Below are 22,385 nucleotides of genomic sequence, written 5' to 3' on the forward strand. Positions count from 1 at the left end.
ACTGTCGGACCTCGTGCCCTCGGACTTCGTGTCCTCTGGCTTCTTTTCCTCGGTCTTCGGCCTGCGCGGCGAGCGCTTCACAGGCTCGACCGCCTGAGGCGACAGGAACAGCGGCTGCGACACGGCCACCTCGGCGGCCGAGATCGGCTGGTGTTGGGTCTGCTCGACCGACGAGAACAAGGTCGGCATGCCGGTCGTCTCGGGAGTTGTCGGGGACGAGGGCACGTCCGATTCGTCGGCAGCGGCTTCGGTGGCCGGCGCTTCAGCTGCCGGTGGGGCCTCGCTCGTGGTCTGATCGCCCACGGGTGCCGCACTGACCGGAGTGGCCCCCGACGTCCCGATCTCGGCAGATGCGGTCTCGGCGGACGGGGTCTCGCCTGCGCCCGGGCCGGCCTGCGCCGGGTCCGAGGGCTCGACCTCGGCTCGCCCGGACTCGTCGGTCCCGGCGGTGTCGGCCGCGTCCTCGACCGCCTCGACGGCGGCCTCATCGACCTCGACGTGTGCACGGACGCGGTCGGCGACCCGCTGCGCGACCTCGCGGTCGATGCTCGATTGGGGGCTACGTGTTTCCACCCCCAGCTCGGTCAGGTGTGCGAGCACTTGTCTGCTGGTCAGGCCCAAGGTCCTGGCCAGAGCATGCACGCGAAGCCTGCTGGGAAATTCTTCCGCCGATCCTGACGATGCGTTCGCGTCAGCCGGCGACCCGTTGTCGGTCACTCAGTCTCCTCGAGCCCCCGGGCGCGTCGGGCTGACGCGGCCACGCGAGGGCTTCACTCTGTGTCCCGGTCTCTGGTGGACCGGTGTTGTGTGGTCTTCGCGCCTTCTCCGCGACCTGTAATGACTGGTCGCGAGGCGGCGCCTTGCGTTGTTGATGACCTCAACCGGTCAGGTCTTCCACGCCATCGGGCCGCGGGCGTTCGAGCCAGCCGTCCGGCTGCCAGGGCAGCCCGAGCCTGATGGGGAAGACCGGTGATCGGGGTGACCGATACCGGAGGCGTCATCCGGCTGCCGACGACAAAGTGTGTCACCGACAACTGTGCAAGTATCCCACACCACGAGTCGATCCCCGCACACTATGCGTGTTTGCCTACTGCCGAGGTGTCCACGGCACGAGGGACGCGGGTGAGACCGCGGTCAGACGCCCAGGTCAGGGAACCACAGCGCAATCTCGCGCTCGGCGGACTCCGGTGAGTCCGAGCCGTGCACCAGATTGGTCTGGGTGCTCAATGCGAAGTCGCCACGGATGGTTCCCGGGACGGCTTTTTCGACCGGGTCGGTGCCACCGGCGATCTGCCGAAACGCGGCCACGGCCCGCGGTCCTTCGAGCACCGCCGCGACCAGTGGGCCGGAGGTGATGAACTCCAGCAACGACGGGTAGAAGGGCTTGCCCTCGTGTTCGGCGTAGTGTCCGCGCGCCACGTCGTCGCTCACGGTCTTGAGTTCCAGCGCCACGAGGGTCAGCCCCTTGCGCTCGATCCGGCTGATGATGTCGCCGACCAGCGACCGCTCGACGCCGTCGGGCTTGATGAGTACCAGAGTCCGTTCAGTCACGACGTCACCCTATCGTTGCGGTCTGCTCGCCTGCTTCGCTCCCACCAGCACGAGTCACTGGCAGTAGGTCCCGGCGACCGGGAAGAATCCGTAGTTGAACAGGTTGCCCGACTTCGCGCGCGGATCCACGACGATCTGCAGGCAGCCACCCGGGGACTTGAGAGCGCCGGCCAGCGCCATGTCGAATTGGGCCGCGAGCGCCAGGTTCGCCGGACGGTACTGAGCCGGCACCGGCAGGGACGCGACCGCATCAGGGACCTTCATCGAGGCCGCGCGCATCGTCATGTCGTGGGTGGCGACGTAGCTGTACTCCCCCTCAGACACCGGCATCGGCGCGTCGGCGACCGGCAGATCCGCCGGATCGACCGGTGGCGCGGCGTTGGCGGTACCGGCGGCCAGCGACGATCCGATCACGGCCAGCGCCATCGCGGCGGTGGCCAAGGGGCGGTGAAGGCGGGTGTTGACAGACAAGCGTTTCCTCACATCACTGGAAGTCGGACACAGGGAACGCACGAAAAAGCGCCCCCCGGCAGCGACATTGTCACAGCCCCGCCGGGGCAAAAGCGAGGGCCTCGAGGTCACAGTCGGGCAACACGTGTTGCACTCGCCGAACCCGGACTGGTGGCTGTCGAAACGGAGAGGTCAGCCGTCGAGTGGCTGCTGGCCCGGCAGCATGCCCCGGGCGATCCGCACCTCCACATCGTGCTTGATGTACGCGATGTACACCCACACGCAGAGGAAGATCACCCCGATCACGGCGATCGACCAGTGGAAGACGCCGCCGACGATCACCAGTACCTGGAGCGCCAGGTCGAGTCGCAGCGCATACGGGCGGCCCTGGAATCCGGCCGCCAGGATGTGGGCGAGCACGACGACGCCCAGGTAGACACCCGACAGCCACGTCAGGCCCGAGCCGATGTTTGCCACGATCGGGAATGCCAGGCCGAGGACGATGACCTCGAGGATCAGCGTGCCGGCCATCACGCCACGCAGGCCCTTCCACGGGTCGTTGGCGGGTGGGGTGAACCGAACCGGTTCAGTCATGAGGGCTCCTTGCCGAACAGTGTGCGCGCGGCGCCGGCAGTGACCACCGACCCGGTGATCACCACGCCCGCACCGGAAACGGGCTCACCCTCGGATTCCTCGGCCAGGCCGATCGCCGTCTCCACCGCGTCCGGCAGGAAGGGCTTCACCACGATTCGGTCATCCCCGAAGATCGGTCGCGCGATCTCGGCGAGCGACTCCGTGTCCACCGCACGCGGGGATCCGTTGTTGGTCAGCACGATCTGGTCGAAGACCGGCTCGACAGCCTCCAGGAAGCCCTCGGCATCCTTGTCGCCCAGCATGCCGATGACGCCCACGAGGCGTCGGAAGTCGAATTCCTCGGCCAGCGCCTGCGCCAGCGCGGTGGCGCCGTGCGGATTGTGCGCGGCGTCGACGAAGACGGTGGGCGCACTCCGCACCCGCTCGAGACGACCGGGGCTCGTCACCGATGCGAAACCCGCACGGATCGCGTCGATGTCGAGTTGCCGATCCGCACCGGCGCCGAAGAACGCCTCGACGGCGGCCAACGCCAGCGCCGCATTCGCCGCCTGGTGGGCTCCGTGCAGGGGGAGGAAGACCTCGTCGTAGACACCGCCGAGTCCCTGCAGACGCAACAGCTGACCTCCGACGGCGGTCATCGAGTCGAGCACCGCGAATTCGGAGTTCTGCCTCGCGACGATCGTCTCCGATTCGACCGCCTGCCGGAGTAGCACGTCCGACACCTCGGGTTCCTGCGCCGCGATGATCGTGACCGGGTCGGTGGGCAGGAGTTCGTCGTCGTCGGCCTTCTTGATGATCCCGGCTTTCTCGGATGCGATCGCACCCAGGGAGTCGCCCAGATAGTCGGCGTGGTCCATGGCGATGGGCGTGATCACCGCGACGGCGGCGTCGATGACGTTCGTGGCGTCCCAGCGTCCGCCCATCCCGGTCTCCACCACCGCGACGTCGACCGGAGCCTCGGCGAAGACCGCATACGACATCGCGATGAGGACCTCGAATTTGCTCATCCGCGGTCCGCCGGTCGCGGTCGAGGAGTCGTCGACCATGGTGATGTAGGGCTCGAGCTCGCGGTAGGTGTCGATGTAGTGCCGCGCACTGATCGGCCTACCGTCCACCGAGATCCGCTCGGTGACCCGCTGCAGGTGCGGGCTGGTGATCCGGCCGGTCCGTCGGTGCAGTGCGATGAGCAGCGCATCGACCATCCGCGTCACCGACGTCTTGCCGTTGGTACCCGCGATGTGGATCGCGGGATAGCTGTGCTGCGGCGAGCCGAGCAGATCCATCAGCGCCGAGATCCGGGTCAGCGACGGCTCGATCCTGGTCTCCGGCCAGCGCGTGTCGAGCTCGGCCTCCAGCTCCGCGAGCTCGGCGAGAGTGGCCGGGTCATCACGTGGGCCTGCGTCGACCGACGATGCAGCGCGATCCCCGTCGTCGTCCGTGGACTCCTCGTACCCGGAACCGTCGTCGTCGTCGGCATAGAGGTCGTCGGGGGCCCCGCCGCGGCCGGCGAGCAAGGACCCCAGGTCGGTCGGCAGCGGAGCGGCACCGAGCGGATCGACATCGATCTCATCGCGGTCGCGCGGATCCTCGCCAAGGTGGTCACGGTCGATGTCGTCGACGTCCTCGTCGTCGGCGCTGCCGTGTCCGCGCTCGCGCGGACTCACGAGCCGCTCAGCGCATCGAGGGCGGCACCGAGCCGTTCGACTTCCTCGGTGGCGACCTGCTGCCTGTCGCGGATCTTCGCGACGACGTGGTCGGGGGCCTTGGACAGGAACTGCTCGTTGCCGAGTTTCGCTGTGGTCCCGGCCAATTCCTTCTCGGCAGCGGCGAGGTCCTTGGTCAGGCGTTTACGCTCGGCCGCCACGTCGACCGTCCCCGACGTGTCGATACGCACGGTCACCGTGGTCGCCGACAACCGGACGTCGATGGTTGCGGTGGCCGAGAAGTCGTCACCCGCGCGTTCGAGGCGGGCGAGGGAATCGAGGTAGGCCCGGGACGGGGCCAGCCCGGCGACGTCGAGGCCGTCGATCTCGGCCGCCACCCGCTGCCCCGGCTTGAGTCCCTGGTCGCTGCGGAATCGGCGGACCTCGGTGATGAGGCGTTGCAGATCGTCGATGTGCCGGGCCGCCGCGGCGTCGCCGGCGGCGCCGTCGGCGCCGTGGGGCCACTCGGCCACCACGACCGACGTCTTGCCGGTCAGTGCCGTCCACAACGCCTCGGTGACAAAGGGCATCACCGGATGCAACAGGCGCAGCAGGCTGTCGAGCACCGTGCCGAGCACCAATGAGGTCGACCGCGAACGCTCCGCGTCGTTCTCGGCGTACTGGACCTTCGCCAACTCCAGGTACCAGTCACACACCTCGTCCCACGCGAAGTGGTACAGGGCCTCGCAGGCCTTGGAGAACTCGTACGATTCGAACCCGGCGTCGGCATCGGCACGAACGGTCGCGAGGCGATCCAGAATCCAGCGATCCGCCTCGGTGAGGGTGGATCGTTCCGGCAGATCTCCGAGGGTCGCCCCGTTCATCATCGCGAACTTGGTCGCGTTGAAGAGCTTGGTGGCGAAGTTGCGCGACGACTGGGCGTGATCCTCCCCGACCGAGATGTCGCTGCCCGGGTTGGCGCCTCGTGCGAGCGTGAAACGCAGGGCGTCGGCGCCGAATCGCTCCACCCAGTCCAACGGGTCGATACCGTTGCCCTTCGACTTCGACATCTTGCGACCGTGCTCGTCGCGGACCAGGCCGTGCAGGAACAGATTGTGGAACGGGACCTCGGCGCCCTCGCCCAACTGCGGCCCGACGTAGGTGCCGAACATCATCATCCGGGCCACCCAGAAGAACAGGATGTCGTAGCCCGTGACGAGAACCGAAGTGGGATAGAACTTCTCGAGGTCGGCCGTCTTGTCGGGCCAGCCCATCGTGGAGAAGGGCCATAGTCCGGACGAGAACCACGTGTCCAGGACGTCGGTCTCCTGCACGTACCCCTCCGGCGCCTGGTCGTCGGGACCGACGCACACCACCTCACCGTCCGGGCCGTACCAGATCGGGATGCGATGACCCCACCACAACTGACGTGAGATGCACCAGTCGTACATGCTGTCGACCCAGCCGAACCAGCGCGGTTCCATCGACGGCGGATGGATCACCGTGTCGCCGTTGCGGACCGCGTCACCCGCCGCCTTGGCCAGGGAATCGACCTTCACCCACCACTGCATCGACAGTCGCGGTTCGATCGGCTCCCCGGTGCGCTCGGAGTGACCGACGCTGTGTAGATAGGGCCGCACCTCCTTGACGATGCGCCCCTGCTCGGCCAGTGCCTCACGCACCTTGACCCGGGCCTCGAACCGATCCATGCCGTCGAACGGCGTCCCGGTGTCCGCTATCCGGGCCTCGTCGTCCATGATCGTGGGCATGGGCAGGTCGTGCCGCTGCCCGATCGCGAAGTCGTTGGGGTCATGGGCGGGTGTGATCTTCACTGCACCACTACCGAATTCGGGGTCGACGTAATCGTCGGCGATCACCGGGATCATCCGGTCGGAGAACGGATGCTCGAGTTCGGTGCCGATCAGATGCGCGTACCGCTCGTCGTCGGGATGGACGGCGATCGCCGTGTCGCCGAGCATCGTCTCCAGCCGGGTGGTGGCGACGACGATATGAGGCTGGCCGTCGTCGAGACTGCCGTACCGGAAACTGACGAGTTCGCCCTCCACGTCGGCATAGCTGACCTCGATGTCACTGATCGCGGTCTTGAGCACCGGCGACCAGTTGACCAGTCGCTCCGCGCGATAGATCAGCTCGTCGTCGAACATCTGCTTGAACACCGTCTGCACCGCGCGGGACAGTCCGTCGTCCATGGTGAACCGCTCGCGGCTCCAGTCGACGCTGTCGCCCAGCCGTCGCATCTGGGTACCGATGTTGTCGCCGATCTCGGCCTTCTCGGTCCACACACGTTCGATGAAGGCCTCACGGCCGAGGTCGTCGCGCGTGAGACCCTCGCCGGCGAGCTTGCGCTCGACCATCGTCTGCATCGCGATCGCGGCGTGGTCCATGCCCGGCAGCCACAACACCTCGTAACCCTGCATCCGGCGCCGGCGGGCCAGTGCATCCATCAGCACGTGCTCGTAGGCGTGCCCCATGTGCAGCGAGCCGTTGACGTTCGGAGGGGGGATGACGATGGAGAAGGCCGGCCGGTCACTGGTCGTATCGGCCGTGAAGTAGCCGGCATCCACCCAGCCCTGATAGAGCCTGTCCTCATGCTCGGCGGGGTCCCAGGACTTCGGCAATTCACGGGTGGGATCGGATGTGGTCACCCCACAATCTTAGGGAACGGGTCCCCACTGGACTGCAGGCCCGTACGTGTTCGGCCGCGAGGCCTCCATGTGTCTCACACGTGGAGCCGATGCAGGTCCTCCGGCGCGTTGACGTTCGTGAGCCACTCGGGGTTGCTCACCGCCACACGATGGGTGGTCAGCAGCTCGAGCGCGGCCAGCATCCGGCGTTCCCCGGCGTCGGTCAGTCGGCCGAGCGTCCCGGCCACATCGGTTCGGTAGACACCTGCCATCGGATGGTCGCGCTGGGCGTCGGTCGCGATCACCACCTGGTTCGACGACGTCACACCGCGCATCAGTTCGTCGACGAGGTCGACGGAGATCAGCGGCATGTCGGTGGCGCACACGAAGGCCCACTCCGCGCCCGCCTCCGCGGCTCGCGCCAGTCCGACCGCGAGCCCACCGAGCGGACCTGTGCCCGGTGCCTCGTCGGTGACCCACTGCGCCTCCGGACCGCCGGTGCCGTACAGCGACCGGTATGCGGCGGACTCCTCGTTCGCTACCACCAGCACCGGTTGGCAGCGCTCCCCGACCACCCGCACCACGCGAGCCAGCATCGGCTCGCCCTCCCACTCCAGCGCCGCCTTGTCCCGGCCCATCCGCCGTGAGCGTCCGCCCGCCAGCACGATCCCCGCCACCCGCTGTCCTGCATCCTGTTGCGCCATGGAATCAGTCTCTGTGAAGCGTCCGGTCTCTGGGGGCAAGATGGTGATATGAGTCCCGCACAGCCCCGCGACGAAACCCCTATCGCCGAACCGGACGCCGTCCACGTCGGACACGTCAAGGATTACGCGGCGGGCGTGCCCGCGGTGGCGGTCGCGCTGGCGCGCGGGCTGGAGCAGATGGGGCCACTGCGGACGGCGCGGACGCTCACCAAGCTGAATCAGCGCGACGGCTTCGACTGCCCCGGCTGCGCGTGGCCGGAGACCCCCGGACACCGCAAGCACGCCGAGTTCTGCGAGAACGGGGCCAAGGCCGTGGCCGAGGAGGCCACCAAGCGGCGGGTGACCCCGGAGTTCTTCGCGACCCACTCCGTCGCCGATCTGCGCGAGAAGTCGGGCTATTGGCTGTCACAGCAGGGACGACTGACCCATCCCGTGCACCTGGCCGCCGGTGACACCCACTACCGGCCGGTGAGCTGGGACGAGGCGAACCGCATCATCGCGGACGAGTTCGCCGCGATGTCGTCGCCGGACGAGGCGGTCTTCTACACCTCGGGACGGACCAGCAACGAGGCCGCGTTCGTCTACCAGCTGTTCGCTCGCAGCGTCGGCACCAACAACCTCCCCGACTGTTCCAACATGTGTCACGAGTCGTCCGGTGCGGCGCTCGGCGCCTCGATCGGGATCGGCAAGGGATCGGTCACCGTGCCCGACATCGAGGCCGCCGACCTGATCCTGATCGCCGGGCAGAACCCGGGCACCAACCATCCGCGCATGCTGTCCACGCTGGAGAAGGCCAAGCACAACGGCGCCCGGATCATCGCCATCAATCCACTGCCCGAGGCCGGGCTGATGCGGTTCAAGGACCCGCAGAAGGTGAGCGGCGTGGTGGGGCACGGGGTGAAGCTTGCCGACGACTTCCTGCAGATTCGCCTCGGTGGTGACATGGCCCTGTTCCGCGGGGTCGCGCGTCTGCTCCTCGACGCCGAGCGTGCCGCCCCCGGAACGGTTTTCGATCAGGAATTCCTGGATCGGCACTGCGCGGGGGTCGACGACTATCTTCGGCTGCTCGACGACGTCGACTTCGCCGACGTCCTCGAGGCGACCGGACTGAGCCATGCGGCGATCATCGACCTCGCCGACGCCGTCGCGTCGTCGGAACGCATCGTGCTCTGCTGGGCGATGGGTCTCACCCAGCATCACCACGCCGTCGCGACCATCGGCGAGGGCACCAATGTGCTGTTGTTGCGCGGCATGATCGGCAAACCCGGCGCGGGGCTGTGTCCGGTGCGCGGCCACTCCAACGTGCAGGGCGACCGCACGATGGGGATCTTCGAGAAGATGCCCGAGTCGTTCCTCGCCGCCCAGGACGCCGAGTTCGGCATCGTGAGTCCACGTGCCCACGGCTACGACACCGTCGCGGCGATCGGGGCGATGGCTCGTGGCGACGTCCGGCTGTTCGTCGCGATGGGCGGGAACTTCGTCTCGGCCGCCCCCGATACCGAGTACACCCGAGCGGCGCTCGAGCGGTGCTCGCTGACCGTTCAGGTCAGTACCAAACTCAACGAGTCCCACCTGGCCACCGGCACGGCCGCACTCATCCTGCCCACCCTCGGACGTACCGACAAGGATGTGGTGAACGGTGTCCCCCAGCAGGTCTCGGTGGAGGACTCCATGTCGGTGGTACACCTCTCCCGCGGTTCCCTACCACCCACATCATCCGAACTGCACAGCGAGGTGGCCATCGTCTGTGACCTCGCGACCGCAGTTCTCGGACCCGACCACACCGTGCCCTGGCAGGCGTTCCGCGGCGACTACGACGCGATCCGGGATCACATCTCGCGGGTGATCCCCGGCTTCGAGGACTTCAACACCCGCGTGCGGCTGTCCGACGGTTTCGTCCTGCCGCACCCACCGCGTGACCGTCGCGAGTTCGACACCGCGACCTCCCGCGCCAACTTCGCCGTGCATCCCCTCGAGTGGGTTCGCGTCCCAGAGGGACGACTGATCCTGCAGACGCTGCGCAGCCACGACCAGTACAACACCACGATCTATGGCCACGACGACCGCTACCGCGGCATCAAGGGCAACCGCCGGGTCATCATGGTGAACCCCGACGACATCGAGAGCCGGGGTCTACGGGCCGGCGATCGGGTGGACATCGTGTCGGAATTCGCCGCGAGCGACGGGGTGCAGGAACGACGGGTCAGTGGGTTCGAGGTGATCGCCTACGCGACGCCGCGCGGCAATGCCGCTGCCTACTACCCCGAGACCAATCCGCTGGTACCGCTCGGCGCGGTGGCGAAGGAGTCGAACACCCCGGTGTCGAAGGCCGTCGTCGTGCGCCTCGAGCCCAGTCCCACCGTCTGATCTCGCAGGGGCGAACTCGCGGGCGTCCCGCAGGGCGCAAAAAGCAACGAGCCCCGAAGGGCGGGTGGCCCTTCGGGGCTCGTCGTACGGGCCCTCGCTCCTCGCGGAGCAGAAACTCTCTCAGGCGCTCTTGTCGCGCCGCTCGTCGCGACCTTCCTTGCGCGGGACGATCGTCGGGAGCACGTTGTCGCGCACCGTCTCTCCGGTGACGACGACCTTCTCGACGTCGTCGCGGCTCGGGATGTCGTACATCACCGGCAGCAGGACTTCTTCCATGATGGCGCGGAGACCACGGGCGCCGGTGCCGCGATGGATGGCCTGATCGGCGATCGCCTCCAATGCGTCCTGGGCGAACTCGAGTTCGACGTTGTCCATCTCGAAGAGCTTGGTGTACTGCTTCACCAGTGCGTTCTTCGGTTCGGACAGGATGCTCACCAGCGAGTCCTTGTCCAGGTTGGTCACCGATGCGAGGATCGGCAGACGCCCGATGAACTCGGGGATCAGACCGAACTTGATCAGGTCCTCCGGCATCACCTCGGCGAAGTGATCAGAGGTGTCAACGTCATCCTTGCTGGTCACCTCGTTGCCGAAACCGATGCCGCGCTTACCGATTCGCTCGGAGACGATCTTCTCCAACCCTGCGAACGCACCCGCGACGATGAACAACACGTTGGTGGTGTCGATCTGGATGAACTCCTGATGGGGATGCTTGCGTCCCCCCTGCGGCGGCACCGATGCCTGGGTTCCCTCGAGGATCTTCAGCAGAGCCTGCTGCACACCCTCCCCCGACACGTCGCGGGTGATCGAGGGGTTCTCGCTCTTGCGCGCGACCTTGTCCACCTCGTCGATGTAGATGATCCCGGTCTCTGCGCGCTTGACGTCGTAGTCCGCCGCCTGGATCAGCTTGAGGAGGATGTTCTCCACATCTTCACCGACGTAGCCGGCCTCGGTGAGGGCGGTGGCATCGGCGATCGCGAAGGGCACGTTGAGCATCTTGGCGAGGGTCTGTGCGAGGTAAGTCTTGCCGCAGCCGGTGGGCCCGAGCATCAGGATGTTGGACTTCGCGATCTCGACGGTCTCACCGCTGCGCGAATCCTTCTTCTCGCCGGCCTGGATTCGCTTGTAATGGTTGTAGACGGCCACGGCGAGAGTGCGCTTGGCGGTGTCCTGGCCGATGACGTAGTTCTCGAGGAAGTCGCGGATCTCGACCGGCTTCGGCAGCTCGTCGAGTTTCACGTCGCCGTTCTCGGCGAGTTCCTCCTCGATGATCTCGTTGCACAGGTCGATGCACTCGTCGCAGATGTACACGCCGGGCCCGGCGATCAGCTTCTTGACCTGCTTCTGACTCTTTCCGCAGAAAGAGCACTTCAGCAGATCGCCACCGTCTCCGATTCGTGCCATCTGTGCCGTACCTTCCTTGTCGCTCCGGTCGAACCGGCGGACGGTCTCCGCGTGCAGCCGGGCATGGGCCACCGACCGACGATCGGAATGCCCATTAACCTGACGGTACCCGCGTGCCGCTCGAACTTCGACCGATAAGGACAAATGTCGTGTCCCGATTCGGTCGTCTTCTGTCTATCTGATCGTCATCTTCGCCTGCGCGTCGGTATCCGGTGAGGCACTGCGGCGCAGACGTCAAGGATGACCGTGGCGGCGACCTCGGGCACGCACATCGGCCCGGCGTGTCGAGCCGATGCACGTACCTCTAGGTCAGGACGACGACTTCCTGAACGACTTCTTGCGGTACTCGAAGACCTCGTCGATGATCCCGTATTCCTTGGCCGCATCTGCGGTGAGGATGTTGTCGCGGTCGGTGTCCTTACGGATCTTCGCGGGGTCCTGTCCGGTGTGGCCGGCGAGGATCTCGTCGAGGCGGTAGCGGATCCGTTCGATCTCGGCAGCCTGGATCTCGAGGTCGGAGACCTGCCCCTGATACGCGCCGCCGGTCCGTGGCTGATGGATCAGGATCGTCGCGTTGGGCAGTGCCGCCCGCTTGCCCGGTGTACCGCCGGCCAGCAGGATCGCGGCCGCCGACGCCGCCTCACCGAGGCAGACCGTCACGATGTCGCAGTGAACGTACTGCATCGTGTCGTAGATCGCGAGCATGTCGGGCACGCTGCCGCCCGGGGAGTTGATGTACATCGTGATGTCGCGGTCGGGATCCTGCGACTCGAGGACGAGCAGCTGCGCCATCACGTCGTTGGCAACGGTCTGGTCGATCGGCGTACCGACGAACACGATGCGCTCTTCGAACAGCTTGGCGTAGGGGTCGTACTGACGCTGACCGTTCGGGGTGTGCTCGATGAACTGCGGGAGGATGTACCGCGCCTCGATGGCACGCAGCGCGAGTGCCGACGCCGGGATTCCGGCCGCGACGTCGGCCGGGAGGGACCCCGGGAGTCGGGAGTCGAGCGAGCTGGAGTTGGTCATCTTGTGCTCCGTTGCTGTGAGTGGCCTCGTGGGACTGGGATGGTCGGCGGAGATCAGGACGGCATCACCGATGCGCGGGTGACCACGTGATCGACCAGCCCGTAGTCCTTGGCCTCCTGAGCGGTGAACCACTTGTCACGGTCGGCGTCGGCCTCGATCTTCTCCAGCGGCTGCCCACTGAACTCCGCGTTGAGACGGTTCATCTCCTTCTTGGTGGCCGCGAACTGCTCGGCCTGGATCGCGATGTCGGCCGCGGTGCCGCCGATACCCGCCGACGGCTGGTGCATCATGATCCGCGCGTGCGGCAGTGCGTGGCGCTTGCCCGGCGTACCGGCCGCCAACAGGAACTGCCCCATCGACGCCGCCATGCCCATGGCATAGGTCGCGACATCGCACTCCGCCAGCTGCATCGTGTCGAAGATGGCCATGCCCGAGGTGACCGAACCACCCGGTGAATTGATGTAGAGATTGATGTCGCGTGTCGGATCCTCGGCGGCGAGCAACAGGATCTGCGCGCACAACCGGTTCGCGATGTCGTCGTCGACCTGGGTGCCGAGGAAGATGATGCGCTCTCGGAGCAGTCGCTCGAACACGGAGTCGGTCAGGTTCAGCCCGGCCACTCCCGAACTCAGCGTTGGTGTGTGGATGGTCGGCTCACTCACAGTTCCTACCTTTGCCTGTCGTGGTGACATGCGGTCCTCGACCGCGTCAACCGATTAGGGGTCTACCTTCGTCTGTGCGATGCCCGGGGTCGGCCCGGTGGCCATCTCGACGTCCTCATCGACACTAACCAATGCGGCCGGACGGACAGTCCCGATGACACCGCTCTTCGCTGAGAGCAGAACAGCCGGCGACGGGTGATGACCCGGCTCCGGCTGTTCGTGCATCTACGTGTGGATACTCAGTTCTCCGCGCTGTCGTCGTCGGCTGCGTCGTCGTCGGCTGCTTCCCCGGGCTTGCCGAAGAACTCGTCGGTGTCCACGGCCGCGCCCTTGCTGTCGGTCACCGTCACGTCCGAGACGATCCCGGCGAGCGCCTTGCCCCGCCGGACATCGGCGTAGACCGCGCCGACCTGGCCGGCGTTCTGCAGCTGCTGGATGAACTCCTGCGGCTGCATCCCGTAACGCTGGGCCTGGAACAGGATCTGCTGGGTCAGCTCGTCCTGCGAGACGTCGGTGTCCTGCTGCTCGGCGATGGCATCGAGCAGCAACTGCGTCTTGACCGACTTCTCGGCCTCTTCGCGGGCTTCGTTGTCCCACTCCTCGCGCGTCTTGCCCTGCGCCTCAAGGAACTTGGCGACCTGCTCGTCATCGTGACCGAGTGCGTGGATCACCTGATGCTGCTGGCCCTCGATCTCGTCGGCGACGACCTTCTCCGGCAGCGGGATCTCGACCTTCTCGAGCAGGTCCTCGAGAACCTTGTCGCGGATCGCGTTGGCCTGCTCGAGCTTCTTCGACTGCTCGACGCGCTCGACGAGGCTGTCGCGCAGTTCGGCGACGGTGTCGAACTCGCTGGCCATCTGGGCGAACTCGTCGTCGAGCTCGGGGAGCTCACGCTCCTTGACCGAGTTCACGGTCACGGTCACCTGGGCGTCCTCACCGGAATGGTCGCCGGCGACGAGCTTGGTGGTGAACTCCTTGTTCTCGCCGGTCTTCATCCCGACCAGAGCGTCGTCGAGGCCCTCGATCAGCTGACCGGAGCCGACCTCGTGCGACAGACCCTCGGTCGAGGCCTCCTCGACGGCCTCGCCGTCGACAGTGGCGGCCAGGTCGATCGAGACGAAGTCACCGTTCTCGGCGCCACGGTCGACGCCCTTCAGCGTGCCGAATCGGGCTCGCAGTCCCTCGACCTGCTCCTCGACCTCGGCGTCGTCGACCTCGATGGCGTCGACCTCGACGGCCAGTGTCGAGTAGTCCGGCAGCTCGACGTCCGGACGGACGTCGACCTCGGCGGTGAAGGTGACCGGATCGCCGTAGACGAGCTCGGCAAGGTCGATCTCGGGCTGTCCGATGGCCTTCGTGTCGGTCTCCTCGACGGCCTGCGAGTACTTCGTCGGGAGCGCGTCGTTGACCACCTGGGCGAGGATCGAATCGCGACCGACCCGGGCCTCGATCAGCTTGGCGGGCGCTTTACCCGGACGGAAGCCCGGGATGCGGATCTGCTGGGCCAGAGACTTGTAGGCCCGGTCGAACTCCCCGGACAACTCCTCGAATGGGACTTCGACATTGAGCTTCACTCGGGTCGGGCTCAGCTGCTCGACGGTGCTCTTCACGCCTGCTCCTAACATCTGCATTTCTGCGTCGGGTAATGACAAGTCTCGAGGTCGTTCACCTGAGTCGGGATGACAGGATTTGAACCTGCGACCCTCCGCTCCCAAAGCGGATGCGCTACCAAGCTGCGCCACATCCCGGTCGACCCCTCGTCGCGGCACGTACCGGAGACCGGTGAGAACGCAGAGCAGGGCCAACAGAAGATAGTACGTGGCGGCCTGCCGACGACCTAAACGGGTGCACTCCGACCCGGGCGGATGAGGAACCCGCGAGGCGATTTCGAGATCGCCGACCGCACCGGGTACAGTCTGGTGCGCACGCGACGCCGGTGGTGATCCCACAGGTGGCGCGGCACGCGGGTGTAGCTCAATGGTAGAGCCCTAGTCTTCCAAACTAGCTACGCGGGTTCGATTCCCGTCACCCGCTCCACACGAACCGAAACGGCGATCCCGCACGCTTTCGGGCCTGCTCGAGACCGTTCCTCGTGCTGTGATATAGGCCACATCCGGCGTAGGGTTGGGCCATGTCATCCAGCCATTCGAAGAGCCCACGCAAGTGCCCGAGTTGCGGTGCACATCTGTATGTCCGCAAGGACGTCACGCATTCCGACTCCGGCCCGGGACGGGTCGACGTGATGCTCGTATGCCGTGATGAGTCCTGTTCCGAACCGGCTCGTCACCTGCGGACCGAACACCCGCAGCCGGCCTGACGACCCGATCGCACCAGCGCCGGCGTCGCCGGCTCTCGGCATGCCAACCAACCATCCGTCCGAACCAAATATCTCAACGCGCGTTGGCATTCATCACTCATGTGTCGCACCATTAGGACGAACGACGGACACCACCGTGGGGGTCGGGGGACGTCGAAGGACAGCCGATCCTGGAATTCAGCCCTGGGGGACACATGCTCTTGCCCGACCACCGAACGCACACGACGCCGCGGCCACCACGCCGGACGACGGCCATTCGACGCAGACTCGTCGCCGCCGCGGCGGCGCTGTCGATGATCGCCGGCGGCATCATCGCCGGCACTCCGACCGCGGCCGCCGACGACGTCGCGATGCCGACACCGCTGCCCGACAGCTTCTACTCGATCCCGAAGAACATCGGGAAGTATGCGCCGGGTGACGTCATCTCGGTGCGCGGGCGACCCAATCCGCCTGCGTTCTTCGACGTCCGGACCTATCAGATCAAGTTCCGTTCCTCGGACAGCCAGGGCAAGCCGATCTCGGCCGTGACCACCCTGCTGGTGCCCACCAAGAAGCGCGTCAATGGACCGCTCCTGTCGTTCCAGCACATCATCAATGCGACCGGCCTCGAATGCGCACCGTCGCAAGCACTCTGGACCCAGGACCCTAATCTCGCGATCCGGGAGGCCCCGGCTCTGAACGTGGCCCTGCAGCGTGGCTGGACCATCGCCATTCCCGACCACCTCGGACCGCGCAGTGCTTACGGGGCGGCCAAACTCGGCGGCCAGATCACCTTGGACGGCATCCGCGCGGTGCAACGATTCGGACCCGCGCAGGTGGCCAAGAGCCGGGTCGGCATGGCCGGCTACTCCGGTGGCGGGATGGCCACCGCGTGGGCGGCCGCCCTCGCACCGAAGTACGCGCCCGACCTGAACATCGTCGGTGCCGCCTATGGTGGCGTGCCGATGAACCTGATCAAGATGGCCGAGGGGCTGGGCTACAACAACCCGCATCCGGCTTTCGGCCTGGCGTTCGCCGCAGCCATCGGCGTCGCGCGGGAGTATCCCGATCAGATCCCGATGATGAAGTACCTGTCGCCGCTCGGCAGGCAGATGTATCAGGGCATGCGCAACGCCTGCACAAACGACATCCTGCGCCTCGGCGCCGGGCACGACGCCCAGCAGGTGACCATCGGCGGCCGCGCGATCTTCGACAACAAGGACGCGCGCCGGGTCGTCGAGGAGAACAGCCTGTCGCTCTATCCCGGAATCCCGCGCGTTCCCATCTTCGAATGGCACAGCCCGACCGATGTCCTCATCCCCGTGTCATCGATCGACTACACGATCAACCGGTACTGCCGGGCCGGCGCTCGCGTCCAGCGACTGCTGACGCCGTCGCCCGATCATCTGTCGGCCGCGGTCATCGGTCTGCTCCCCGCGTTCCAGTACCTCACCGACCGCTTCAACGGGGCTCCGGCTCCCAGTAGCTGCTGACCGATCGTCGCGCGGGGTCACCCGGGGCCGCTCGGGTCACCCTTCCGCGAACTGTTGCCGTCGGGTCGCGGCCACGTAACTGCACGACGCGGAGGTGACCTGCCAGGATGTGACGGTTGTCACCCTGACCTGGTCACCTGCCCCGGTCACCACGCTGTTCACGGAAACGCCCCGTCCGTCGGGCGGTATTGGTGGAATGTTCGACGTTTCGGCTTTGGCCCGATGACAACGTTTGTGTAACGATGGTTGAGCGCTCCGGGGGAAGCGCTTCAGTAACTCGAACTGCAAAGGTCTCTCCGTGTTGACATCGAAGCCTTCACGTCGCGCTCGTCGCGGCCTGACACAACGTGCGATCGCCATCGTGATCGGTGCGCTCGCCGTCGTGCTCGCCCTGCCGATTGCCGCAAGCGCCGCGCCGACGACCATCACACCGGTCCCGGGGCTGCCTCCGCTGACGATCCCGGACGTCCCCGGTGCCCCGCAGATCCCGGGTGCACCGTCGACGCCGAAGAGCACCCCGAAGCCGAAGCCGGCCCCCACGACGCCGGAGCAGCCCAAGGGCCCGGCCATCCCGGGGGTGAAGACCTCGACCGGCTGGATCGCACTCGCCGACGATGCCTCGCACCAGATCACCTGGTGGCACAACGGCAACCAGGTCAAGACCATGCCGATCTCGATGGGGACGAACGATCATCCGACCCCGAACGGCGTGTACCACACCAAGGAGAAGTACCGCGACATGTACATGGACTCGTCCACGTACGGTGTGCCGGTCGATTCCGCCGAGGGGTACCGCACGTATGTCGAGTACGCGACCCGCATGTCGTGGGACGGAATCTTCATCCACGCGGCGCCTTGGTCGGTCTCGCAGCAGGGCCGCAGCAACGCGAGCCACGGGTGCATCAACGTGAGCACCGAGAACGGCAAATGGGTGTTCAACACCATCCCGCGTGACACTCCGATCGTCGTGCGCGGCACCGTCGGTCCGAAGTACACCGGCGACTGAGTACACCGGCGACTGAGTACACCGCCAGATCGCGAAGAACGTGGGAAGGGCCCGGTCCATGCGGACCGGGCCCTTCTCGTCGCGATGGACATCCACGGCGGCCCGGCGCGCGGCCTCCGAGCGCCGGGCCGACCCCTGGCCCCCGACGGCCGGGCCCGCCTCCAGATCCAGGTGCTGCCCCGCCGACCGCACCCGGGCGATCGCCCGCATCGTCACCCCGAGCAGTGTCCGGTCCTCGGCGTGCACGAGGAGCTTGAGCAGACCGTAGGAATCGCCCATGATCGCGCCGCGGGCGAGGTCCCGATAGCGTGCGACCCCCACCTCGAACGGGATGTTGGCCGTGGTGAGCTGATCTTCGGTCTTGCCGACGAAACTGATCTCCAGGATCGCGTAGATGCCGATCGGCTGGAGATCCCGGCGGTGGCGCCGACCGGCTCGTCGAAGGCGTGATAGGCGGCACGGCGGCTCACGCCGTCGAACTCGACACTTGCCCGCCGCGCCGGTCTGGACCCTACGGCGATCACGAAATGGTCGGCGCCGGCACGGCTGAGATCGCCGGTCGCGTCCTCGATCGCGATTTCGTGCGGATCCACGAAATGTGCGCTGCCGATCAGCATCCGAACCGAGTTCCGGGCGAGTCGGCTCTGGATGACGTCGATCTCCTTGCCGACGACGTGCATGGTGCGGGCCGCCAGATCGGTGACGGTGATGTCCGACTTCAACCGGTACGACTGCCCGTACAGCTCACGCTGATTCAGACCGGTCAGATAGAGAACCGCCTCACGTAGCGTCTTCGACGGGACCAAGTCTCACCCCTGATCCGGAGCGGCACGGCTCGAGAAGCACAGTGTTCGACGGGATTCAACACCGCGGAATCTTCGGCGCGGACGGATCGGGCGCGACGCGCTCAGGCAGCGAACTCGACCTCGTCCCACTCTGCCGAGCATCCGATGTCCGAGAACGTCGCGCACACCTGCAACCAGGCGGCGAGCGCCTCGCATCCGGTGGTGTCGGGGTCCGTCCACGATCCGCGCCGGTACGGCTCACGGGCATAGGACGTGTGCCGGCCACCCCGGCGATTGCGGAGCACCAGACCGCGCCAGGTGATGGTCCCGGGTAGGTAGCCGAGTACCTCCCGGACCGCCGACCAGAGCCGCCCGACGTCGCGGAAAAACTGCGCCGGCCCCGGCGAGGTCCGATCGGCATTCTGGAAAGAATTGTGCCGCAGTATGTTCCAAATCTGGGTCAGCCAGGAACGGACTCGGCTCACACTGAAATCTGCCGTGAGATCGGCGACGTCGCGGAGAAAGGAGTCCGCTGCCGCGTTGCAGATCATGTCGTCCGGCGTACCCACCCAATGAGCAGGCACCGTGGCCGGCAGCGCCGGTCCCGGGCCGGCGACACCCCATCCCGCACAGCCCGCCACCACGCCGGGTGGCTGATGGGGGTCGGCGACGAATCCGACCGCCAGCACGCGCTCGAGCACCGGGTCTCCGGCCTCGCCCAGTTCGTGCAGCGCCGCCCGGATCACCACGGCGCCTTGCGAGTAACCGATCAAGGCAATGGGCCCCTCGGTCTGCCGCAGGGCCGCATGGAGCGCTCGAGTACCGATGTCGAGACTCCGCTGATAGCTGATCCCACCGATGTGCGGTGCGGGGCCGTAGCTGGCGGGGTATCCGATCCATCGAGAGTCGAAACGATCGTCGAGGCCTGCGGTGACGCCACGCAGCATGCCGGTCACGTCACGTCGACGGTCGCCGTGGAAAGACTCCCCGGTGCCGCCCACGGCAAGCACGGTCACCTGCCGGTGCAGCCGTGACCCGATCTCAGAGAACCCGCCCATCACCCCATCGTGCGCTGTCCCGGTGTGAAATTCCGTGGCCGAGCCTGAGGGTTCCCTGTGATTCGCCCGCCGACGTAAGGCACATCACCCCAGGTCAGATTGATTAACCTGGCTGTAACACGGACAATGGGATACGAAGCACCGCAAATTCAGGAGTTGTTCCCCATGTCCTTCGCACGTCTCCGTGCCCGTTTTCAGCCCTTCTCGCAGCGCAAGCTCTACGACGACATCTATGCGCTCGCCAGTCGCAACCAGCGCGACGAACTCCTGGTGATGGCGCAGCGCGCCGAATCCCGCTGACCGACCCTCACCGCTGACAGACGGGACACCAGTACAGATTTCGACCGTCAAGTTCGGCGACACGCACCGTGGTCCCACAGATGCGACACGGCTCCCCGGCACGGCGATACACATATGTGCGCGGGCGATCGGCCGCATACGACGGCGCCCCGTGGTCATTCTCGGGCCGAACCACGTGCATACGTCCGCGGCGAACCCCGATCCGCATCAGGGCCACGAGATCTGCCCACAGTCCGTCGAACTCGTCGGCATCGATCCGGCGACTCTCGCGATACGGATCGATGCCCGCGCGGAACAAGACCTCCGCCCGATAGACGTTCCCCACGCCCGCGATCACACGCTGGTCCATCAACATCGCACCGATCGATCGGCGCGACCGGCCGATGGCGTCCCACGCACGTGTCGGGTCGGCGTCGGTCCGCAGCGGATCGGGGCCCAGCCGGGCGATCAGGGCATCCAGATCGGCCGGGGTGAACAGTTCGCACGCCGTCGGTCCGCGCAGATCCGTCCCCACCTCGGGACCCTCGATCCGCATCCGGACCTGACCGACCGGATCGTCCATCGGCACCGCAGCCTCGGTGAACGCACCGTAGAGACCGAGATGGACGTGGATCATCCGCCGTCCGGCCCGCGCCCTTCCCTCGATCGGCCGAAAATGCTGGACGAGGTGCTTACCCCACGCCTCCGCCTTGGCGAACACCAGACCGTCGACGGCGGCGGCACCGTCGACGAAGCGGCCCTGCGGGCTGGTGACATGAACCGGTGACCCGCCGAACACACGCTGTTGCCGGCGCGCCAGTCGGTGGAGGGTGTGACCTTCGGGCATGACTCACCCACGACCCGGAGCGGGTCGCCTCAGCTCTGGCCCGGCAGGGCCGGCGCCTCGCCGGCGCGCTCGTAGTCGGCGAGGATGTCGATCCGCCGCTGGTGACGAGCCTCATCCGACCACGGCGTCGCGATGAAGGCATCCACGATCGCGAGGGCCTCCGCCGTGCTGTGCATCCGGCCGCCGATCCCGATGAGCTGCGCGTTGTTGTGCTGCCGCGCCAGCTGAGCGGTCTCGGTGCTCCACGCCAGGGCGCACCGGGCACCGGGCACCTTGTTCGCGGCGATCTGCTCGCCGTTTCCACTGCCGCCCAAGACGATTCCCAGACTGCCCGGATCCGCCACGGTGCGACGTGCGGCCTCGATGCAGAACGCCGGATAGTCGTCCTGCGCGTCGTAGGTGAGCGCACCGCAATCGACGACCTCGTGGCCGTTGGCCGCCAGATGTTCGGCGATCGCGTTCTTCAATTCGAATCCGGCATGGTCGGCACCGAGGTAGACACGCATGGCGTCACTATAGATTGGTCGGGTGGACGCACAATCGCCGATACCCAATGTTCCCGGTGTCTCGGAATCGCGCGCGGACGCCGACCGTGACCGGACCGCAGCGCCTGAGGAGACCGGACCGGGCGCCTACTGGCTGCCGCCTGCCCAATATGCACTGCGGCCACGCCTGCATCCGTGGGAGATCCCGATGCTCGTGCTGATCGTCGCGATCACGCTCATCGGTTACCTCGTGATCGTCTGGCTGGTGGTTCTCGGCCAGTTCAGCGAGTACTTCCTCGCGCTCCTGGCCGCTCCCCTGGTCCTCCTGCTGATTCGTGGGGTGACCTACGCGCAACCCCGGGTGAACGGTGTGCAGATGACGCCGACGCAATTCCCCGAGGGCTACCGGATCGTGGTCGAGGCGGCCGCCCGCTACGGACTCGAGTACGTGCCCGATGCCTATGTGGTGCTCGGCAATGGCATGATCAACGCCTTCGCCTCCGGACACGGCTTCCGGCGGTACGTGGTGGTCTACTCGGACCTCTTCGAGGTGGGTGGTCGCGCGCGCGATCCGGAAGCGCTCGAGTTCATCATCGGCCACGAGGTCGGTCACATCGCCGCGGGCCACACCTCCTATTGGCGGCAGCTGGCGACCGTGGTGGGGATGAACATCCCGCTGATCGGCGCGGCATTGTCGCGGGCGCAGGAGTACACCGCCGACAACTACGGGTACTACACCAAACCCCGAGGGGTGCCCGGGGCGATGGGGGTGCTGTCGGCCGGCAAATACATGTTGTCGGCGGTGGATTTCGACCAGTTCGCCGACCGGGCGACCCACGAACGCGGATTCTTCACCTGGGCGGTGAACGCACTGGCCTCACACCCCGTGCTCACCTGGCGGGCGGCGGCGCTGCGCGACCGCACCCGCGCCGGAGCGATGTTGTTCCGTCCCAAGGCCATCGTGCGCGGCGTCGGCAGCGGTAACGTCGTCCCGGTTCCGCCACCTCCGCACCCGGCGGCCGTCGCACCGGGCACGCTCCCCAACGGACTGGAGATGCCGCCCAAGCTCTGAGCCGGTGCGGCCACCGCA

At 66.7% G+C, this 22,385-nt stretch carries 19 protein-coding genes, 2 tRNA genes and 1 pseudogene; 6 read left to right on the forward strand and 16 right to left on the reverse strand.

Annotation, left to right across the window (positions count from 1 at the left end):
• The 7 genes from ACLQ3I_RS20960 to mobA all read right to left on the reverse strand — a co-directional run.
• Nucleotides 1–717: translation initiation factor IF-2 N-terminal domain-containing protein (locus ACLQ3I_RS20960; RefSeq protein ID WP_425804403.1), on the reverse strand; the 717-nt coding region annotated here is incomplete at its 3' end.
• Nucleotides 718–1,134: 417 nt separating this feature from the next.
• Nucleotides 1,135–1,551 carry a nucleoside-diphosphate kinase gene (gene ndk / locus ACLQ3I_RS20965; RefSeq protein ID WP_425793624.1) on the reverse strand — a complete coding sequence of 139 codons (417 nt, stop codon included), beginning with the start codon at nucleotides 1,549–1,551 and terminating at the stop codon, nucleotides 1,135–1,137.
• Between the two features lie 54 nt (nucleotides 1,552–1,605).
• Nucleotides 1,606–2,022 (reverse strand): hypothetical protein, encoded by a 417-nt coding sequence (locus tag ACLQ3I_RS20970; protein ID WP_425793623.1) that lies wholly within the window; start codon nucleotides 2,020–2,022, stop codon nucleotides 1,606–1,608.
• A 171-nt stretch (nucleotides 2,023–2,193) separates the two neighbouring features.
• Nucleotides 2,194–2,595, reverse strand: coding sequence for a DUF4233 domain-containing protein (locus ACLQ3I_RS20975; protein WP_425804406.1), 402 nt, complete (start codon nucleotides 2,593–2,595; stop codon nucleotides 2,194–2,196).
• Entirely contained in the window at nucleotides 2,592–4,259 is a 1,668-nt protein-coding gene (folC, locus tag ACLQ3I_RS20980; RefSeq protein WP_425793620.1) for a bifunctional tetrahydrofolate synthase/dihydrofolate synthase, read from the reverse strand. The genes ACLQ3I_RS20975 and folC overlap by 4 nt, the downstream gene beginning before the upstream one ends.
• On the reverse strand, nucleotides 4,256–6,904 hold the full coding sequence (locus ACLQ3I_RS20985; protein WP_425804409.1) for a valine--tRNA ligase: 2,649 nt from the start codon (nucleotides 6,902–6,904) through the stop codon (nucleotides 4,256–4,258). The genes folC and ACLQ3I_RS20985 overlap by 4 nt, the downstream gene beginning before the upstream one ends.
• 74 nt (nucleotides 6,905–6,978) lie before the next feature.
• Complete coding sequence (gene mobA / locus ACLQ3I_RS20990) at nucleotides 6,979–7,587, reverse strand: molybdenum cofactor guanylyltransferase (RefSeq protein ID WP_425793616.1); 609 nt, start codon at nucleotides 7,585–7,587, stop codon at nucleotides 6,979–6,981.
• Nucleotides 7,588–7,635: 48 nt separating this feature from the next.
• Here mobA and ACLQ3I_RS20995 point away from each other — a divergent pair, with 48 nt between their 5' ends.
• The gene (locus ACLQ3I_RS20995) at nucleotides 7,636–9,954 is read left to right on the forward strand and encodes an FdhF/YdeP family oxidoreductase (protein ID WP_425804412.1); all 2,319 of its coding nucleotides are present in this window, start codon (nucleotides 7,636–7,638) and stop codon (nucleotides 9,952–9,954) included.
• Nucleotides 9,955–10,074: 120 nt separating this feature from the next.
• Here the strand turns inward: ACLQ3I_RS20995 and clpX are convergent, their stop codons facing one another.
• The 5 genes from clpX to ACLQ3I_RS21020 form a co-directional block, all read right to left on the reverse strand.
• The gene (clpX, locus tag ACLQ3I_RS21000; RefSeq protein ID WP_425793613.1) at nucleotides 10,075–11,355 is read right to left on the reverse strand and encodes an ATP-dependent Clp protease ATP-binding subunit ClpX; all 1,281 of its coding nucleotides are present in this window, start codon (nucleotides 11,353–11,355) and stop codon (nucleotides 10,075–10,077) included.
• Between the two features lie 309 nt (nucleotides 11,356–11,664).
• Nucleotides 11,665–12,384, reverse strand: coding sequence for an ATP-dependent Clp protease proteolytic subunit (locus ACLQ3I_RS21005; protein WP_425793612.1), 720 nt, complete (start codon nucleotides 12,382–12,384; stop codon nucleotides 11,665–11,667).
• Nucleotides 12,385–12,437: 53 nt separating this feature from the next.
• Entirely contained in the window at nucleotides 12,438–13,046 is a 609-nt protein-coding gene (locus ACLQ3I_RS21010) for an ATP-dependent Clp protease proteolytic subunit (protein WP_161059423.1), read from the reverse strand.
• A gap of 239 nt (nucleotides 13,047–13,285) precedes the next feature.
• On the reverse strand, nucleotides 13,286–14,656 hold the full coding sequence (gene tig / locus ACLQ3I_RS21015; RefSeq protein ID WP_425804415.1) for a trigger factor: 1,371 nt from the start codon (nucleotides 14,654–14,656) through the stop codon (nucleotides 13,286–13,288).
• Nucleotides 14,657–14,720: 64 nt separating this feature from the next.
• Nucleotides 14,721–14,794: transfer RNA gene (locus tag ACLQ3I_RS21020), tRNA-Pro, on the reverse strand.
• Between the two features lie 215 nt (nucleotides 14,795–15,009).
• On the opposite strand from ACLQ3I_RS21020, the gene ACLQ3I_RS21025 reads away from it, so the two are divergent.
• From ACLQ3I_RS21025 to ACLQ3I_RS21035, 3 genes are all read left to right on the forward strand, one after another.
• Nucleotides 15,010–15,083: transfer RNA gene (locus tag ACLQ3I_RS21025), tRNA-Gly, on the forward strand.
• Nucleotides 15,084–15,656: 573 nt separating this feature from the next.
• On the forward strand, nucleotides 15,657–16,835 hold the full coding sequence (locus ACLQ3I_RS21030) for a lipase family protein (RefSeq protein WP_425793991.1): 1,179 nt from the start codon (nucleotides 15,657–15,659) through the stop codon (nucleotides 16,833–16,835).
• Between the two features lie 298 nt (nucleotides 16,836–17,133).
• Nucleotides 17,134–17,841, forward strand: a complete 708-nt coding sequence (locus ACLQ3I_RS21035) for a L,D-transpeptidase (protein ID WP_425793595.1) — start codon at nucleotides 17,134–17,136, stop codon at nucleotides 17,839–17,841.
• A gap of 213 nt (nucleotides 17,842–18,054) precedes the next feature.
• On the opposite strand, the pseudogene ACLQ3I_RS21040 reads toward ACLQ3I_RS21035, so the two are convergent.
• Together ACLQ3I_RS21040 and ACLQ3I_RS21045 are read right to left on the reverse strand one after the other, a co-directional pair.
• Nucleotides 18,055–18,644, reverse strand: a pseudogene (locus tag ACLQ3I_RS21040) (Si-specific NAD(P)(+) transhydrogenase); the annotation flags it as partial.
• A gap of 104 nt (nucleotides 18,645–18,748) precedes the next feature.
• Complete coding sequence (locus ACLQ3I_RS21045; protein ID WP_425793594.1) at nucleotides 18,749–19,684, reverse strand: PE-PPE domain-containing protein; 936 nt, start codon at nucleotides 19,682–19,684, stop codon at nucleotides 18,749–18,751.
• A 165-nt stretch (nucleotides 19,685–19,849) separates the two neighbouring features.
• Between ACLQ3I_RS21045 and ACLQ3I_RS21050 the strand changes: the two genes are divergently transcribed.
• Nucleotides 19,850–19,984, forward strand: a complete 135-nt coding sequence (locus tag ACLQ3I_RS21050; protein ID WP_425793593.1) for a hypothetical protein — start codon at nucleotides 19,850–19,852, stop codon at nucleotides 19,982–19,984.
• A gap of 7 nt (nucleotides 19,985–19,991) precedes the next feature.
• Here ACLQ3I_RS21050 and ACLQ3I_RS21055 read toward each other — a convergent pair whose 3' ends face one another.
• Nucleotides 19,992–20,810, reverse strand: coding sequence for an Fpg/Nei family DNA glycosylase (locus ACLQ3I_RS21055; protein WP_425793591.1), 819 nt, complete (start codon nucleotides 20,808–20,810; stop codon nucleotides 19,992–19,994).
• A gap of 29 nt (nucleotides 20,811–20,839) precedes the next feature.
• The gene (locus ACLQ3I_RS21060; RefSeq protein WP_425804418.1) at nucleotides 20,840–21,316 is read right to left on the reverse strand and encodes a ribose-5-phosphate isomerase; all 477 of its coding nucleotides are present in this window, start codon (nucleotides 21,314–21,316) and stop codon (nucleotides 20,840–20,842) included.
• 22 nt (nucleotides 21,317–21,338) lie between these two features.
• On the opposite strand from ACLQ3I_RS21060, the gene ACLQ3I_RS21065 reads away from it, so the two are divergent.
• Entirely contained in the window at nucleotides 21,339–22,367 is a 1,029-nt protein-coding gene (locus tag ACLQ3I_RS21065) for a M48 family metallopeptidase (RefSeq protein WP_425793588.1), read from the forward strand.
• Nucleotides 22,368–22,385: the final 18 nt, after the last annotated feature.

The sequence above is a fragment of the Gordonia sp. DT101 genome (assembly GCF_049844895.1).
Lineage (GTDB): Bacteria > Actinomycetota > Actinomycetes > Mycobacteriales > Mycobacteriaceae > Gordonia.

Coding starts and splice junctions, on each gene's coding strand:
- ACLQ3I_RS20975 (WP_425804406.1), bottom strand. CDS start 2,595: ATGACTGAACCGGTTCGGTTCACCCCACCCGCCAACGACCCGTGGAAG.
- clpX (WP_425793613.1), bottom strand. CDS start 11,355: ATGGCACGAATCGGAGACGGTGGCGATCTGCTGAAGTGCTCTTTCTGC.
- ACLQ3I_RS21055 (WP_425793591.1), bottom strand. CDS start 20,810: ATGCCCGAAGGTCACACCCTCCACCGACTGGCGCGCCGGCAACAGCGT.
- ACLQ3I_RS21030 (WP_425793991.1), top strand. CDS start 15,657: ATGATCGCCGGCGGCATCATCGCCGGCACTCCGACCGCGGCCGCCGAC.
- ACLQ3I_RS21005 (WP_425793612.1), bottom strand. CDS start 12,384: ATGACCAACTCCAGCTCGCTCGACTCCCGACTCCCGGGGTCCCTCCCG.
- ACLQ3I_RS21050 (WP_425793593.1), top strand. CDS start 19,850: ATGTCCTTCGCACGTCTCCGTGCCCGTTTTCAGCCCTTCTCGCAGCGC.
- ACLQ3I_RS21045 (WP_425793594.1), bottom strand. CDS start 19,684: ATGGGCGGGTTCTCTGAGATCGGGTCACGGCTGCACCGGCAGGTGACC.
- ACLQ3I_RS20995 (WP_425804412.1), top strand. CDS start 7,636: ATGAGTCCCGCACAGCCCCGCGACGAAACCCCTATCGCCGAACCGGAC.
- mobA (WP_425793616.1), bottom strand. CDS start 7,587: ATGGCGCAACAGGATGCAGGACAGCGGGTGGCGGGGATCGTGCTGGCG.
- ACLQ3I_RS21060 (WP_425804418.1), bottom strand. CDS start 21,316: ATGCGTGTCTACCTCGGTGCCGACCATGCCGGATTCGAATTGAAGAAC.